Here is a 16687-nt window from a genome sequence, read left to right as displayed (position 1 = left end):
CTAATGGTATTTCTTATTTAATTGCGCTAATTGCTCATCTTTATGTTCCCATAAAGTATTCACCCACTTTTGAAAGTAGATTTTGTAATTACGATCATTCATGTAATCACCCACTAATTCTTGGTCGATGTCTCTAAGTTCAATTAGCACTTCTATGGTATGCACACGACCGCAGAGAAAGTCAAAAAAGGTTGGCGTTTTCTCTGGGTAATAAATTGTCACATCAAGGACTTTATTAAGTTGCTCACCCATTGCCGACATCACAAACCCTATACCACCAGCTTTAGGTTTTAGCAGATGTTGGAACGGGGAACGTTGTTTTTGCTGTTTTTCGGGGGTAAACCTTGTGCCTTCAATAAAGCTCATCACACTCACTGGTTTATGTTTAAATTTGTCACAAGCCTTACGCGTTGTTTCTAAATCTTTGCCTTTTAAATGCGGGTTTTTCTTAACAAAACTTTGGCTATAACGTTTCATAAATGGGAAGTCCAACGCCCACCATGCTATACCTAGAAATGGCACATAAAGCAGCTCTTTCTTAAGAAAAAACTTCAAAAAAGGGGCTTTACCATGCAGCACACGCTGTAATACCAAAATATCTACCCAGCTCTGATGATTCGCAACGACTAAGTACCATTGCTTTAACTCTAACTTTTCAAGCCCTGATACAATAATGTTTGTTTTAGTAAACAGTTTTTGATTAACCGTGTTAATCGCAACCCAATTACTCGCCATTCGATCAAGTAAGTAACTAAATAACTTTTGCCACCCAGCAACAGGTACTAACGCCTTTAATAAAGAAAAAATGATAATGGGTATTAACCAAAACAATGTATTAATGGTATACAGTAAAAATGAAACTAAACCGATAATTGGTGCAGGTAAAAAACTCAACATGAAACAATAAAAAAGTAATTTCGCATAACACTATGATAAAGGGAATTTCACTTGCTTTCAGCTACTAATTATTAAAAAAACGAATTGGTTATTTTTCTATCATTTTAAATTTATCTCACCGGCAAAATCATAAAGTTAACGAGTGTTTATCACTATAATGACACTTTAACGCTCGTTATTGCTTAAAGCATGTAAAAATAACGATCTAGTCTAATAAAAAACACATTTTATTATTGCAAGTTTCCTTAGGATCGAGGATGCTCAATGACTGGATAATTGAGGAAAAACAATGAATTTTCATAGGGCTGTCATCAAAGTCGGAAGTGCACTAGTATCGCCCGAGTCAAACGGTTGTAGTAGTAAGTATTTACTGTCTATTGCTCAGTTTATTACCGCATGTCAACAAGCGGGTAAAGAAGTTATTTTAGTGTCATCAGGCAGTGTTGCTGCAGGTAGGCAATCGATTCATCACAGCTCTCCCATGCCTTCCATTCAAACAAAACAAGCGATGGGTGCCGTCGGACAAATGAAAATGATGGCAAACTGGCAACGTTTTTTCGATCAAGCATGCGGTCAATTACTGATCACACATGGTGATTTGAAAGATCGTCAGCGCTATATCAATATCAAAAATACCTTACGTATTCTCTTAGCAAATCATGTACTACCAATAGTAAATGAGAACGATACCGTTGCTTCAGATGAAATAAAAGTCGGCGACAATGACAATTTAGCCGCGCAAGTCGCTTTAGTCAGTGAAGCAGATTGTTTGTTTATATTAAGTGACGTTGATGGTGTTTTTGATAGTGACCCTAGATACAATCCGGATGCAGCCTTAATTCCAGAAATAGCGGAAATTACTGAACAAATATATGCCATGGCGGGTTGTACTCATAACCCGATTGCGACAGGGGGGATGAAAACTAAAATTCAAGCTGCCGAAAAGGCAATTGAATATGGCATCACTACCTATATTGTTAATGGGAGTAAAAGTGAAGTATTTGAACAGCTGCTTAAAGGTGAGAACCCTGGCACAGTATTTTTGGCTCAAGAAAACACTATCGGTCCAGCTCGTAAACACTGGCTAAAACATACCCTCAAAAGTAAGGGTGAAATTTTCCTTGATAAAGGTGCCGTTAACGCATTAAGTCGTAATGGTGCTTCTTTACTCTCTTCTGGCATCCTTGATTGTAAAGGAAGCTTTATAGCCGGTGATTCTATTGACCTGGTTGACCACAAAGATAAGCGTGTAATTGCGAAAGGCATTTGCCAATATAGCCAGCCTGAACTGCAAAAAATTAAAGGCGTTCAAAGTGAAGATATTTTCGATATTTTAGGCTACCGCCCAAGTAAAGTTATCGTGCATCGTGACGATATGGTAATTCTGTAGCTAGGAGTTTATACATAATGACAACTACATTTAATATTGCCGACAATGCACGTCAGGTAAGTATAGCAGCTAGACAAGTTGCGCAATTAACCACAACAGCTAAAGATGAACTGTTATCAAAAATGGCCGATGCCATTGAGCAAGATACCACACGCATTCTTGCCGAAAATACTAAAGATATTGAGGCAGGTCGTCAGCGCGGTTTGACTGAAGCGATGTTAGATAGACTGTTATTAACATCTGAAAGAATCAAGGATATCGCGAATGCGATTAGAGAAATAACCACGTTAGCTGACCCTGTTGGTCATGTGGCTGATTTATCATTAAGACCTAATGGCATACAAGTGGGGAAAATGCGCATACCGCTTGGCGTTATCGCAATGATTTATGAAGCGAGACCCAACGTAACGGCTGAAGCTGCTGCTTTATGTATAAAATCAGGAAATGCCGTAATACTGCGTGGTGGTTCAGAAGCAATACATAGCAATTTAGCATTAGCGCATTGTTTACATCGAGTACTTGATGACTGCAAAATTGATCGCAATATTATCTCGATTATCCCCGATACCAGTCGCGCAGTCATTGAACAGCTATTAACACAACGAGAAACGATCGATCTTGTCATCCCTCGCGGTGGAGAAGGCCTTATTCGTTATGTCACAGAAAACAGCCAAATTCCCGTGATTCAGCACTTCAAAGGCGTTTGCCATTTATATATCGACAAATTTGCTGATACTAACAAGGCCATCAATATTCTAATCAACGGTAAAACACAGAAACCTAGTGCCTGTAACGCCTTTGAAACCATGCTTATCCATAAAGACATTGCTGACACTTTTTTACCGATAGCAGCCAATGCGTTAGCAGACAAGCAGGTCAAAGTGCATGCTTGTGAACTCAGCCAGCCCTATTTCACAGGTGCAAGCCGCGCTACTGATGAAGACTACCATACAGAATACCTCGCCCATGAAATCGCGATTAAAATAGTATCTTCATATGATCAGGCAGTTGAACACATTAATCAGTTTACTTCTGATCATACTGAAGTCATCGTCAGCCAAGATGTTAGCCGATGCCAAACATTTATTCGTCAAATAAACTCATCAGTAGTCATGTCGAATGCTTCATCTCGTTTCTCTGATGGCGGTCAATTGGGCTTAGGCTCTGAAATTGGCATTTCAACCAGTAAATTACACGCGTATGGCCCGATGGGGTTAACCGCCCTAACCACAGAAAAATTTATTGTTGTTGGTGACGGTCAAATTAGAGAATAATCCGAAAGGAATACTCCTTTGATTAAACAGCTCATAAGGGTAATACAAATACGTAATGCCTTATTGATACACAGTAATATTATCAATCAAAGGATATCAGGTAATAAAAAACCGATATTAGCTCCAGAGTACCAATATCGGTTTTTGACCTTACTCAGATAAGCAAGGTCTAGGGTGAATTTCTAATATTAAAGGTTAGATTCCACAATACGTTTCATATCAGTCATATAACCACGCAGTTCTTGACCAACAATTTCAACACTGTGGTTACGAATAGCATCGTTTACTTCAATTAAACGAACATTATCTACACCGTTAGATGTATTTGATAAACCTTCACCTAAATCTTCTAATGAAAGCTTACTAACAAAATCTTTTAACATGGGTTGTGCAGCATGGGTAAATAAGTAATTACCATACTCAGCTGTATCAGAAATAACCACATTCATTTCATATAGCTTATTTCGAGCAATACAGTTGGCGATTAATGGTGTTTCATGTAACGATTCGTAGTAGGCTGACTCTTCGATAATACCCGCAGCTACCATTGATTCAAACGCTAATTCAACGCCAGCTTTAACCATTGCTACAACAAAAATACCTTTATCGTAATATTCTTGTTCGCTGATCGCTGTTTCGCAATCAGGGGCTTGCTCAAAAGAAGATTCAGCAGTTTGTTCACGCCATTTTAATAAGTTTGCATCGTCATTTGCCCAGTCTTCCATCATCGTTGCTGAAAATACACCTTCGATAATATCATCCATGTGCTTTTCAAATAATGGACGTAATACGTCTTTCAATTCTTCAGCCATATCAAAAGCACGAATTTTAGCAGGGTTTGACAAGCGGTCCATCATGTTAGTAATGCCACCATGTTTTAACCCTTCGGTAACCGTTTCAATGCCATATTGCAATAATTTACGTGCGTACGCCGCGTCTACACCTTGTGCTACAAGCTGTTCATGACCCAGTACCGCAGCCGTTTGTAACATGCCACATAAAATGGTTTGCTCACCCATTAAATCAGACTTAACTTCTGCAATAAATGATGATTCAAGTACACCTGCACGATCACCACCGGTTGCTGAAGCATAGGCTTTTGCAATGGCTAAACCATTACCTTGTGGATCATTTTCAGGGTGAACAGCAATGAGTGTAGGCACACCAAAACCGCGTTTGTATTCTTCACGTACTTCCGTACCTGGACATTTCGGGGCTACCATTACCACAGTAATATCAGCACGAATTTGCATGCCTTCTTCAACAATATTAAAGCCATGTGAATATGCTAACGTCGATCCTTGTTTCATAAATGGCATTACCGCCGAAACAGCAGACGTATGTTGTTTATCTGGTGTTAAATTTAATACTAAGTCTGCTTGCGGAATCAGTTCTTCGTATGTACCAACGGTAAAACCATTTTCAGTTGCCCAAGCCCACGACTGACGTTTTTCGGCAATCGCTGATTCACGTAATGCATAAGAAATATTCAAGCCAGAATCGCGCATATTAAGGCCTTGATTTAAGCCTTGTGCACCACACCCTACAATAACGATGTTCCAATCTTTAATAAAGTTACAGCCATCGCTGAACTCTTCACGCTTCATAAAACGACATTTGCCCAATTGAGCCAATTTTTCACGTAAACTTAGGGTATTAAAATAATTACTCATAATATTTCCTTGCCAGCCTCAATGCTGAACTAACTAAAACAGGATGTCAGATTTTCTGACCTATGAGCATAATACTGCAAGACGAACATTGCTTAAAATGATATATTCGCATCACTGCATTGCAAAATACGCAACATTAAGTCACTACCATGGATCAAAAATCATTAAAAATGTTCGTTGACCTCGCCAATAATTTACATTTTGGCAAAACGGCAGAAGCAAACCACGTAAGTACCTCGACCTTGAGCCGTGCCATTCAGCGCATTGAAACTGAAGTGGGTTGCAACTTATTGCATCGTGACAATAGAACGGTGGTACTCACACAGGCGGGTCAGCAGTTTCAGCAATATGCACAACAGCAACTTGATAACTGGCATGTATTACAGCTTTCACTGCGACAAGAACAAACCCAGTTACAGGGAAAACTTAATATTTTTTGTTCGGTTACCGCAGCATACAGCCACTTACCGCCATTGCTCGATCAATTTCGTCAACAACACCCCTTAGTAGAGATTATGCTCGTAACTGGCGATGCAGCCGATGCCTTTGAACAGCTCAGTTCTCAATCTGTTGATTTAGCCATTGCGGTAAAGCCCGAGTCATTATCACGTCAGTTTTATTTTCATCCGCTCGCGCAAGTTCCCTTAACTGTGATCGCGCCAAGTAAAGTTTGCCATGTACAACAGCAAGTCAATATGCCCGTAATTGAGTGGGGAAATATCCCGATGATTTTGCCTGAACACGGCATCGCACGAAAACGATTCGACTATTGGTTTCGTCGCCGGCAACAAGGAAAGCCGAACATCTATGCTACGGTTTCGGGTCATGAGGCACTTGTGAGTATGGTTGCGCTTGGTTGTGGCGTTGGTATGGTTCCACAAGTGGTCGTTGATAATAGCCCGGTAAAAGACCGCGTGAAAAACTTAGAGAATATTGGCGATATCCCCCCTTTTGAGCTCGGCGTATGCTGTTTAAATCAACACAAAGCCAATAGTTTAATTACCGCTTTTTTACAATCAATTGAATAAGTCTAAGCAACCGCGGTAGTTAAATGTTTTAATAATCGATCCATCGCGCGATACGACATTGCTTCAATTAAATGTTTATGAGCTATCTGTTGGCTTTTTTCCATATCTGCCAGCGTACGCGCTATTTTAAGAATTTTATGATGTGCACGCGTTGATAAGCCTAGTTTTTCAACCGCTAACGCTAAGAATTCGTTATCATCTGGCGTTAACGCGCAGAACTTTCTTAACTCTGTACTCGACAAATACGCATTCGCTTTACCCTGCCTAGCAAGCTGTAAGGCTCTACATTGTTGCACCCTATGTCGCACTTGCGCACTAGTTTCTACCTCTGGCACGTTATCTGACCACATACCTTTGGGTAAGCGGGCAACTTCAATTTGAATATCAATACGGTCAAGAAATGGCCCTGATAACTTACTTAAATATCGCAATACTTGTTCTGGCGTGCTGCGGTTATCATTATAAAAACCTGTAGGTGAAGGGTTCATCGCTGCCACTAATTGAAACTGCGCAGGGTATGTTTGCTTTTGTAACGCACGCGAAATCGTCACCTCACCAGACTCCATCGGTTCACGTAATACATCTAACACTTTTCGATCAAATTCAGGTAACTCATCAAGAAAAAGTACACCATGATGCGCTAGCGTCACTTCACCTGGTTGTGGAATACTACCACCACCGATCAACGCTGCGGAAGAGGCCGTATGATGCGGAGAACGAAATGGCCTTGTTAACCAAGCTGTTGAATCTACCGCCTGATGGCTAATCGACTTTATCGCCGCAACATCAATACCTTCTTGCTCAGTCATCGTGGGCAAAATCCCAGATAACCGACTTGCTAACATGGTTTTCCCTGTCCCTGGCGGGCCAATAAATAACAAATTATGAGCGCCACTAGCAGCTATTTCTAATGCTCTTTTAGCAAGGGGTTGCCCAACCACATCGCTGATATCGTCTTCGATAATGATGTTATGCTCTGATTGTCTTTTAGGCTCTGCGACAGGTAAGTGCTGCTGTTTCATAAGATGTGGATATAATTCTGCAAGGTGTGTTAGTGGCAAAACAGTGGCTGATTCAACCCAGCTCGCTTGTTCAGCATTTGAAGAAGGCACGATCAATGTTCGGTTAGCATGTGCGCTGGCCATTGCCATCGGTATTTCACCAACAATTTGTCGTAACTCTCCAGAAAGGGCAAGTTCACCGGCAAATTCATATTGTGCAATCTCATCACCAGGTAGCTGTTCAGACGCCACAAGAATACCTACTGCAATCGGCAAATCAAACCGACCACCCTCCTTGGGTAAATCGGCAGGCGCTAAATTGATGGTGATACGTTTTGCCGGAAATTCATAACCACAATTTAACATTGCGCTACGCACTCGATCTTTTGATTCGCGCACACTGGTTTCTGGCAAGCCAACGATGTTGAAGGCTGGTAACCCATTGGCTAAATGTACTTCTACAGTAACCAACGGTGACGATAAACCTATACGGGCGCGACTATAGACACACGCTAAAGACATAATAAATCCATTTACACTGCTTTTCTTCCTTGCAAGCAAGTGTAGACCCGCTTTTTTAATAACGCTAATCGCAGCTGGTTAACCTGAGCTCTAGCTAATCAACTGAGACGGTAAGTTTTTATTTGTCACACTGTTCTAGCACGGAGTTTTTTCTTAGTACAAGGCAAATTTGTGCGTCAATGACCTGTCTATTGCAAATAAATGTAACGCAGTAATAAGGAAAAACAACTGCTAGAAAGTAAGTTGTTATCTCGAGATCAGGTTAGTTATAACCAAAGGTAAATATTTGCTATGAAAAACTCTAAGAAAAAAACTTGCACATTGAATTAGAGCTATGATACTAATTTAAAAAGACAGCGAATTAAGCGCAAAATTTAATATTTTTTCAGAGTAATCGAATAAACATGCAAAACTATAGCTCAGTCATTATTAACATTCTCGTCGTGGTGATTATTAAATCATCGCGGGGCCGTTTGTTGAGCTAAAGTAAACTCAGAAATTAACTACAAACCCCCCGCTCCTAATGGACCGGGGGGTTTTTCGTATAGGGCAGCCAATTAACGTGAACGTTAAGGTAACAAGACAAAAGGAGTCTACTTAGTAGGGTTAACCACTCTCAAAAGTATAAAACAATCATGGCAACTGACAATCAACACACCGGTGGATCTTTATTATTTGATGTGCTGCAACAACATGGCGTACAACACGTATTTGGATATCCAGGCGGTGCTATTATGCCAATATACGATGCTTTGTATGATAGTGATGTTCAACATTTTCTCGTGCGACACGAACAAGGTGCAGCCTTTTCAGCTATTGGCTATGCTAGAGCCACCGGTAAAATAGGTGTATGCTTAGCAACATCAGGTCCTGGTGCAACCAACTTAATCACCGGGCTTGCTGATGCGTTAGCTGATTCCATTCCTATTGTTGCTATCACTGGACAAGTTGCTACCGCAGCAATGGGTTCTGACGCTTTCCAAGAAATTGATGTATTTGGCCTATCTTTGGCATGTACTAAACACTCATTTCAAGTACGTAGTGTTGATGAACTAGAAAAAGTTCTTCATAAAGCATTCACCATTGCACTTGAGGGACGTCAGGGGCCGGTATTAGTTGATATTCCAAAAGATGTTCAACTAGCTGCAGTGGAAAAATTAGGCATTCATTACGATAAAATCACCAATAAGGTGAAGCTTCCCCCTGCTGACGTTTCCAAAGCACTTGAGGTGTTATCGCAAGCTAAAAAACCTATCCTTTATGTTGGCGGCGGTGTAGGTATGGCAAACGCGTTAGATGAAGTTCGTCAATTTGCAAACGAAACAGGATTACCTTGCGTGTCGACTCTTAAAGGGCTAGGTGCCATTAATGACGACAACCCATATTACTTAGGTATGTTAGGTATGCATGGCACTAAAGCAGCAAATTTAGCTGTACAAGAATGTGATTTATTAGTGGCCGTTGGTGCGCGTTTTGATGATCGAGTCACTGGAAAATTAAATGAATTTGCTCCTAACGCGAAAGTTATTCATTTTGACATTGATACAGCTGAAATTAATAAACGAAGAGCCGCTGATGCCGCTATCCTTGGCGATTTAAAAGTCAACGTACCTTTGCTTTCTATGCCTTTGAATATTACTGATTGGCAAGATAAAATCGTAACGATGAAGAAAGATTTTGCCTGGCAATATGATCACCCCGGCAAAGGTATTTATGCGCCAGCAGTATTGAATGAAATCAGTGAGAAAATGTCTGAAAATGCCTGTGTAACCACCGATGTTGGTCAACACCAAATGTGGGCTGCGCAGCACATGTCGTTTAATGAACCTTGTAACTTCTTAACCAGTGGTGGCATGGGAACCATGGGCTTTGGTTTGCCAGCAGCAATCGGTGCGCAGGTGAGTAGACCACACGATACGATTATCGCAGTTACAGGTGACGGTTCATTCATGATGAATGTACAAGAACTATCGACGATAAAACGTTTTCAGCTACCGGTAAAAATCGTTCTGATTGATAACGCTAAGCTAGGCATGGTAAGACAATGGCAAGACCTATTTTTTGATGGTCGACTGAGCGAAACCGATCTATCTGATAATCCAGATTTCTTAATGCTAGCAAACGCTTTTGATATCCAATCAAAAATGATCACCGAAAAAGATCAAGTTAGTGAAGCCGTTGATGAAATGTTAGACCATGATGGCCCATACCTTCTACAAGTGAAAATAGATGCGCAAGAAAATGTTTGGCCGCTTGTACCGCCAGAAACAGCAAACGATAAAATGATGGAGAGCAGCTAAGATGAACCATTATCAATTACTCATCACAGTTGACGATAAACAAGTGGTATTAGAACGCATTTTACAAGTGACGCGTTATCGCGGCTTTTTAATTAATGGCATGAGCGCGGTTGTCAATACTGGCACACAAATCGGCACCATAGAACTACAAGTTAGTAGTGAACGTCCTATTGAATTATTGGTCGACCAAATCAATAAACTGATCGACATCAAGGGTGTCAAAGTAGACAATAGAAGCTCGCGCCAAAGCAGCGTGCAAGATTACTTACTAAGCACCCAATACAAATAATCAGCGGTATATTCGCTGAACATGATCAAAATTAGGAAAAGAAAATGGCAAAAGTTAGTGCAGAACTCATCTGGTTTAATGGTGGTCTTATCCCATGGAAAGACGCAACCGTACATGTGATGAGTCACGCTTTACATTACGGTTCATCTGTATTTGAAGGTATTCGTGCCTATCAAACACACAAAGGCACATGTATATTTCGATTAGAAGAACATATCGATAGACTTTTTGATTCTGCAAAAGTGTATCGCATGAATATTCCTTTTACTCGTGAAGAAGTTATGCAGGCGTGTAAAGATGCCGTTGCTAAAAATAACTTAGATTCTGCATATTTACGCCCATTGGCGTTCTTAGGTGATGTTGGTATGGGCTTACGTCCACCTGTTGATGCAAAAGCAGATTTGATGGTTGCAGCATTTGCATGGGAAGCCTATTTAGGCGCAGATGCCATTGAAGATGGTGTTGAAGTTGGGGTATCAAGCTGGAATCGCTTAGCACCAAATACTATGCCAACTGCTGCAAAAGCTGGTGGTAACTACCTGTCTTCTCAGCTTATTTCAATGGAAGCAGGCCGTCACGGTTATACAGAAGGAATTGCCCTTGATGTAAACAACATGGTGAGCGAAGGTGCAGGACAAAACTTATTTTTAGTGCGTAATGGCGTTATTTACACTCCATTTAGTACCGCATCTATTTTACCTGGCTTAACGCGAGATACCGTTATTCAACTTGCTCGTAAATTAGGCTATGAAGTGCGCGAAGAACCTGTTTCACGAGAGTCACTTTATTTAGCTGATGAGTTTTTCATGACAGGTACTGCAACAGAGGTTGTACCGGTTAAATCTGTTGACGGTTTACCTGTTGGCAGCGGCACAAGAGGCCCGATAACCCAAGCTATTCAAGCGGCATTTTTCGGTATTTTTGATGGCACAACACCAATTGATGATGCTTGGTTAGCGCCAGTAAAATAACAATTTGATAGCAATCTAGGGGGTAAATATTCCCCCTAAGTTTGCTTGTTAAAACTCGCGATTTAGTTCGTTTTCACAAGTAAATTTATTATCTTCATGGAATTACATTATGCCTAAATTAAGATCAGCCACTTCAACTCAAGGCCGCAATATGGCGGGCGCTCGCGCATTATGGCGTGCAACAGGAATGACAGATAATGATTTTGGTAAACCTATTGTTGCCGTGGTTAATTCATTCACTCAGTTTGTGCCAGGCCATGTCCATTTAAAAGACATGGGACAATTAGTCGCTGGCGCCATTGAAGAAGCAGGTGGTGTTGCCAAAGAATTCAATACCATAGCCGTCGACGATGGTATCGCGATGGGGCACAGTGGTATGTTATATAGCTTGCCTTCTCGTGATCTTATTGCTGACTCTGTTGAATATATGGTCAATGCACATTGTGCTGATGCCATGGTCTGTATCTCAAACTGCGACAAAATTACTCCGGGCATGTTAATGGCAGCAATGCGTTTAAATATTCCAGTAATTTTCGTTTCTGGCGGACCAATGGAAGCAGGAAAAACCAAGCTTTCTGACCAAATTATCAAGCTTGATTTAGTAGATGCCATGATCCAAGGCGCTGATCCAACCGTTTCGAATGAACAAAGTGATCAAGTAGAACGTTCTGCTTGTCCAACATGTGGCTCTTGTTCAGGCATGTTTACCGCAAATTCAATGAACTGTTTAGCAGAAGCTTTGGGGTTAGCGTTGCCGGGTAATGGTTCGATGTTAGCAACACATGCAGATCGAAAACAGTTATTCTTAGATGCTGGTAAAGAAATTGTTAACTTAACTAAGCGATATTACCAAGACAATGATGAGTCAGCGTTACCACGCAATATCGCCAGTAAAGAAGCATTGCATAATGCGATGTGTTTAGACATTGCGATGGGTGGCTCAACGAATACCATATTGCACTTATTAGCCACGGCGCAAGAAGCAGAAGTTGACTATACCATGGAAGATATGGACAAGTTATCACGAGTAGTGCCACAACTATGTAAAGTTGCACCTTCCACGCCTAAATACCATATGGAAGATGTACATCGTGCTGGCGGCGTTATCGCTATTTTAGGCGAGTTAGCCCGTGCTGGTTTATTGAATACTGATGTACCTAATGTATTAGGTACCACATTGGCAGACGTTATCGCTAAATACGATATCAAAGTGACTGAAGACGAAGAAGTTAAAAAATTCTATCGTGCTGGCCCTGCAGGTATTCGTACCACCAAAGCTTTTAGTCAAGATTGCCGATGGGACACTTTAGATGACGATCGAGAAAATGGCTGTATCCGAAGCATTGACAATGCGTTCTCTACAGAAGGTGGCCTAGCCGTCTTATCAGGTAACATAGCCGCTGATGGCTGTGTAGTTAAAACCGCAGGCGTATCTGAGGATAACTTAACGTTTACCGGACCTGCACATATTTTTGAAAGCCAAGATGCAGCTGTTGAAGGTATTTTAAACGGGAGTGTCGTTGCCGGTGAAGTTGTAGTTATTCGCTATGAAGGCCCGAAGGGAGGCCCTGGTATGCAAGAAATGCTTTATCCTACTACATACTTGAAATCAATGGGCTTAGGTAAGGCATGCGCACTATTAACCGACGGCCGCTTTTCTGGTGGTACTTCAGGGCTTTCTATCGGTCATGTTTCACCTGAAGCGGCAAGTGGCGGCACGATTGCCTTAGTTGAGCAAGGTGACATTATTCATATTGATATTCCTAGCAGAAGTATTCAATTAAACGTTAGTGAGGAAGAGCTCACACAACGACGTGATGCTATGAATGCTAAAGGAAACAATGCATGGAAGCCAGAAGATCGTGTTCGTCCAATCAGTTATGCGCTAAAAAACTATGCGATGTTAGCAACCAGTGCTGATAAAGGTGCAGTACGTAATCGAGAATTGCTAGACGGAGTACAAAGCAGTGACGGATGAAGAGCAACAAGCGTTAAGTCAACTTAATGAAGATCAAGAACAAGCGTTAGATTACCTGAGACGTATTTTACTTGCGCCTATTTATGACGTTGCTGTTGAAACCGAATTAACACCACTAAATAAACTTTCAACACGGTTAGGCAATCAAATCTTTCTTAAACGAGAAGACCAGCAGCCTGTTCATTCGTTTAAATTACGTGGTGCGTATAACAAGCTCGCGAATTTATCTGAAACACAATGTATTCATGGTGTTATTGCTGCCTCAGCAGGTAATCATGCACAAGGATTAGCCTTAGCCGCGAATAAGTTAGGCATTAACGCGACAATTGTTATGCCGATCACAACCCCTGATATTAAGGTAGATAATGTTCGCCGCTTTGGTGCTGATGTACGCCTAGTGGGTAAAAGTTTTAATGAAGCAGCTACCGCGTGTTTACAATTTGCGAAAGATGAAAGCAAAACCATTATACACCCGTTTGACGATATTGATGTTATTGCTGGGCAAGGTACTGTTGCAAAAGAAATATTGCAGCAACAATCTTCTTGTGATGTTATTTTCGTGCCTGTTGGCGGTGGTGGATTATTAGCCGGCATGGCTGTTTATTTAAAACAATTACAGCCGAATATCAAAGTCATTGGTGTTGAAGCGGAAGATTCTGCATGCCTTAAAGCTGCAATGGAACATGGTAGCCCTACTGATCTTAACCAAGTGGGGCTTTTTGCCGATGGCGTTGCGGTAAAACGTATCGGCGAAAACACATTCGATTTAATCAAAAAATATTGTGATCAGGTGATCACCGTATCAACAGATGAAATATGCGCATCAATAAAAGACATTTTTGAACATACTCGTGTTATAGCAGAGCCCGCAGGTGCATTATCGTTAGCAGGGTTACAAAAATATTGCCAAACGAGCGCAGGCAATGAAACTCTTGTCGCCATATTATCTGGCGCCAATATGAATTTTCACACACTTCGCTATGTTTCTGAGCGCTGTGAATTAGGCGAGCAAAAAGAGGCCGTACTATCGGTCACAATTCCAGAGAAAAAAGGCAGCTTCAGACGCTTTTGTCAGACGCTTGAAGGGCGTGTGATCACTGAGTTTAACTATCGTCAGGCACAATCAAATAGCGCCGATGAACAAGCCCATATTTTTGTTGGTATCAAACTATCTGGTCAGCAAGAAAGAGAAGCGTTAATCACTTTATTGCAACAACAGGGTTATTTGGTGAATGACTTTACCAACAATGAACTTGCAAAGCTACACGTGCGTTACATGATAGGTGGCCATAATATATCAACAACGCAAGAGCGTATATTCAGGTTCCAATTTCCGGAATATCCAGGCGCATTAGAAAACTTTCTAAACACTTTAGGCGAACGTTGGAATATTAGTTTATTTCATTATCGAAACCACGGTGCAGCATTCGGACAGGTGTTAGCTGGTTTTGAAGTAACGAACGATGATCAGCTTGATTTTTTCAATCATGTAAAAGCATTAAATTATGCGTGGCAAGAAGAAACAAGCAACCCTGCTTATCAAAATTTTTTGAGTTAAAACATCAACATAGTGCGAAGTTAATATCACCACTAAGTCATTAACAACTTGACAGCATACAGCTCCGATGACATATTATGTCAAGTAAACATACTTTAGTAGGAGCTTATATGTTGAAAAATAACCTAGCATCGAAAACACCAGATATCGACTCTCCTCAAGTGACTAAACACTTGATTAAAGTCATTATTGCTGTAGTGGTTATCATTAGTGCATGGATGACATTTTATACCATAGATGAAGGCCATGTAGGGATAGTAAAACGCTTTGGGGAAGCAACCACACAGGTTAATCCAGGGCTGCACACTAAAGTACCACTGGCAGATACTATAGAAGAGTTAGAAATACGTACTCGAAAAAATGCAGAATCTTTAAAAGCTTCTACCTACGAACAAATGCCAGTGACTGCTGAAGTTTCAGTGAACTGGACAGTAATACGCTCGGAAGCATTCGAGCTTTATAAAAATTACGGCGGTTTAGATCAATTTGAAAACCGTATTCTTGACCCAAGATTACGTTCAGCAACAAAAGACGCGTTAGCAAGATTTAAAGCAGAGCAGATTGTTCAAAATCGTGGCCAAGTGATTCAAAAAATTGAAGAAACACTATTATCAGAAATGACTGAATTCCCGGTAAAACTAGATAGTGTTCAAATTGAAAACCTGGTGCTACCACCTAAATATTTACAGAGTATTGAAACGAAACAAACAGAGAAAAACCTCGCTGCAGCAGAAGAACATCGTTTAGAGCGTCAAAAGCTTGAAGCACAACGTGAAGTAAATACTGCAGAAGCCAAACGAGATGCAGAAAAAGCACGAGCTGACGGTTCAGCATATGCCATCACAACTGAAGCAAAAGCTGAAGCAGAAGCGATTAAATTAAAAGGTTTAGCGGAAGCGGAAGCAATAAAGAAAAAAGCTGAAGCGATAAAAACCAGTAAAGTGCTTGTTGAATATGTTAAAGCCCAACAGTGGGATGGAAAACTACCAACAACGGTTATGGGTAGCGACCAAGGCATACTTTGGAACATGAAAGAAAAGTAGACATAAATTCATGAAGCCTCCAAGCCTATTGGTGACTCAATAGGCTTTTCACTCAAGTACAATTAACAGAGATGGGCGTTACCGTTACTCACCGTAACCGCAACGTCATTTAAACCTGGCATTTCCATAATTCGTGCTGAAAGACCAACGACTGTAGGAGGCACTTGGTGAGTACATGTTGCCGACGTTATTAAAGCCAAATTTGTATCGCTCATCCCAGGAGCCATTTCATCGCTTCGATAAAAGAAGCCCTCTTTATCTGAGCTCTTAGGATGACTCTTTTGTAGCACTTTACCTGCTTTAATCAAATCTTGACTAAGTATTTTGATGTCACTCAGCAGCTCTGCATGATAATTTTTTTTGCTTTGACCTCTGAAATGAATCTGTGAAATTTGTTCGTCAGTATGCGTGATAGTGAGTTCAATTTTAACGCCACTTGCTTTGCACTTTCGATACTCTACAGGATAATTCTGTCGATTGACGCTAATACCACTTTGTTCAACGCTACATTTAAATTGCAAAGGGTGCTGATCTAACAAACGGTCTAGTTCTGCAGGCTTGGTCGTCAGGGATATGCCCATTATTGAAAAGCTTTCAATTTTATCTTTTACAAACGTGTCTTGTGCGACTACTTGATGTGATAACAATACACCTAAAGCTATCGTAATAAATACTGGTATTTTTTTTAGAATGTTAAACATACGTCATCCCTTTCAATGAGTAAAAATAATAAAAATGTTGACCAAAAAACAAAATGTCTTGC

Annotated in this window: 13 protein-coding genes; 9 read left to right on the top strand and 4 right to left on the bottom strand. The window is 40.8% G+C overall.

Annotated elements, in window-relative coordinates:
* Positions 1–897 carry an acyltransferase gene (locus tag BI291_RS05570; protein ID WP_074496870.1) on the bottom strand — a complete coding sequence of 299 codons (897 nt, stop codon included), beginning with the start codon at positions 895–897 and terminating at the stop codon, positions 1–3.
* 289 nt (positions 898–1186) lie between these two features.
* Here BI291_RS05570 and proB point away from each other — a divergent pair, with 289 nt between their 5' ends.
* Positions 1187–2287, top strand: a complete 1101-nt coding sequence (gene proB, locus BI291_RS05565) for a glutamate 5-kinase (protein WP_074496867.1) — start codon at positions 1187–1189, stop codon at positions 2285–2287.
* Between the two features lie 17 nt (positions 2288–2304).
* On the top strand, positions 2305–3561 hold the full coding sequence (locus tag BI291_RS05560; RefSeq protein WP_074496865.1) for a glutamate-5-semialdehyde dehydrogenase: 1257 nt from the start codon (positions 2305–2307) through the stop codon (positions 3559–3561).
* A gap of 188 nt (positions 3562–3749) precedes the next feature.
* Here the strand turns inward: BI291_RS05560 and ilvC are convergent, their stop codons facing one another.
* Positions 3750–5234: a ketol-acid reductoisomerase gene (gene ilvC, locus BI291_RS05555; RefSeq protein ID WP_074496862.1), complete on the bottom strand. Its 1485-nt coding sequence runs from the start codon at positions 5232–5234 to the stop codon at positions 3750–3752.
* A gap of 149 nt (positions 5235–5383) precedes the next feature.
* On the opposite strand from ilvC, the gene ilvY reads away from it, so the two are divergent.
* Positions 5384–6262 carry an HTH-type transcriptional activator IlvY gene (ilvY, locus tag BI291_RS05550; protein WP_074496860.1) on the top strand — a complete coding sequence of 293 codons (879 nt, stop codon included), beginning with the start codon at positions 5384–5386 and terminating at the stop codon, positions 6260–6262.
* A 2-nt stretch (positions 6263–6264) separates the two neighbouring features.
* On the opposite strand, the gene BI291_RS05545 is transcribed toward ilvY, so the two are convergent.
* Positions 6265–7785, bottom strand: coding sequence for a YifB family Mg chelatase-like AAA ATPase (locus BI291_RS05545; RefSeq protein ID WP_074496858.1), 1521 nt, complete (start codon positions 7783–7785; stop codon positions 6265–6267).
* Between the two features lie 635 nt (positions 7786–8420).
* Here BI291_RS05545 and ilvG point away from each other — a divergent pair.
* From ilvG to BI291_RS05515, 6 genes are all read left to right on the top strand, one after another.
* Positions 8421–10085, top strand: coding sequence for an acetolactate synthase 2 catalytic subunit (gene ilvG, locus BI291_RS05540; RefSeq protein ID WP_074496855.1), 1665 nt, complete (start codon positions 8421–8423; stop codon positions 10083–10085).
* Position 10086: 1 nt separating this feature from the next.
* Entirely contained in the window at positions 10087–10374 is a 288-nt protein-coding gene (gene ilvM, locus BI291_RS05535; protein ID WP_074496852.1) for an acetolactate synthase 2 small subunit, read from the top strand.
* A gap of 44 nt (positions 10375–10418) precedes the next feature.
* Positions 10419–11345: a branched-chain amino acid transaminase gene (locus BI291_RS05530; RefSeq protein ID WP_074496849.1), complete on the top strand. Its 927-nt coding sequence runs from the start codon at positions 10419–10421 to the stop codon at positions 11343–11345.
* Between the two features lie 109 nt (positions 11346–11454).
* A complete protein-coding gene (ilvD, locus tag BI291_RS05525) occupies positions 11455–13323 on the top strand; it encodes a dihydroxy-acid dehydratase (protein ID WP_074496847.1) in 1869 nt (622 codons plus the stop codon).
* A complete protein-coding gene (gene ilvA / locus BI291_RS05520; protein ID WP_074496844.1) occupies positions 13313–14881 on the top strand; it encodes a threonine ammonia-lyase, biosynthetic in 1569 nt (522 codons plus the stop codon). The genes ilvD and ilvA overlap by 11 nt, the downstream gene beginning before the upstream one ends.
* Before the next feature lie 110 nt (positions 14882–14991).
* Positions 14992–15924: an SPFH domain-containing protein gene (locus tag BI291_RS05515; RefSeq protein WP_074496842.1), complete on the top strand. Its 933-nt coding sequence runs from the start codon at positions 14992–14994 to the stop codon at positions 15922–15924.
* A 62-nt stretch (positions 15925–15986) separates the two neighbouring features.
* Here the strand turns inward: BI291_RS05515 and BI291_RS05510 are convergent, their stop codons facing one another.
* Positions 15987–16625 (bottom strand): hypothetical protein, encoded by a 639-nt coding sequence (locus BI291_RS05510; protein WP_074496839.1) that lies wholly within the window; start codon positions 16623–16625, stop codon positions 15987–15989.
* Positions 16626–16687: the final 62 nt, after the last annotated feature.

The organism is Thalassotalea sp. PP2-459 (assembly GCF_001913705.1).
Lineage (GTDB): Bacteria > Pseudomonadota > Gammaproteobacteria > Enterobacterales > Alteromonadaceae > Thalassotalea_C > Thalassotalea_C hakodatensis.
This window is presented reverse-complemented; position numbering and strand designations above follow the sequence as displayed.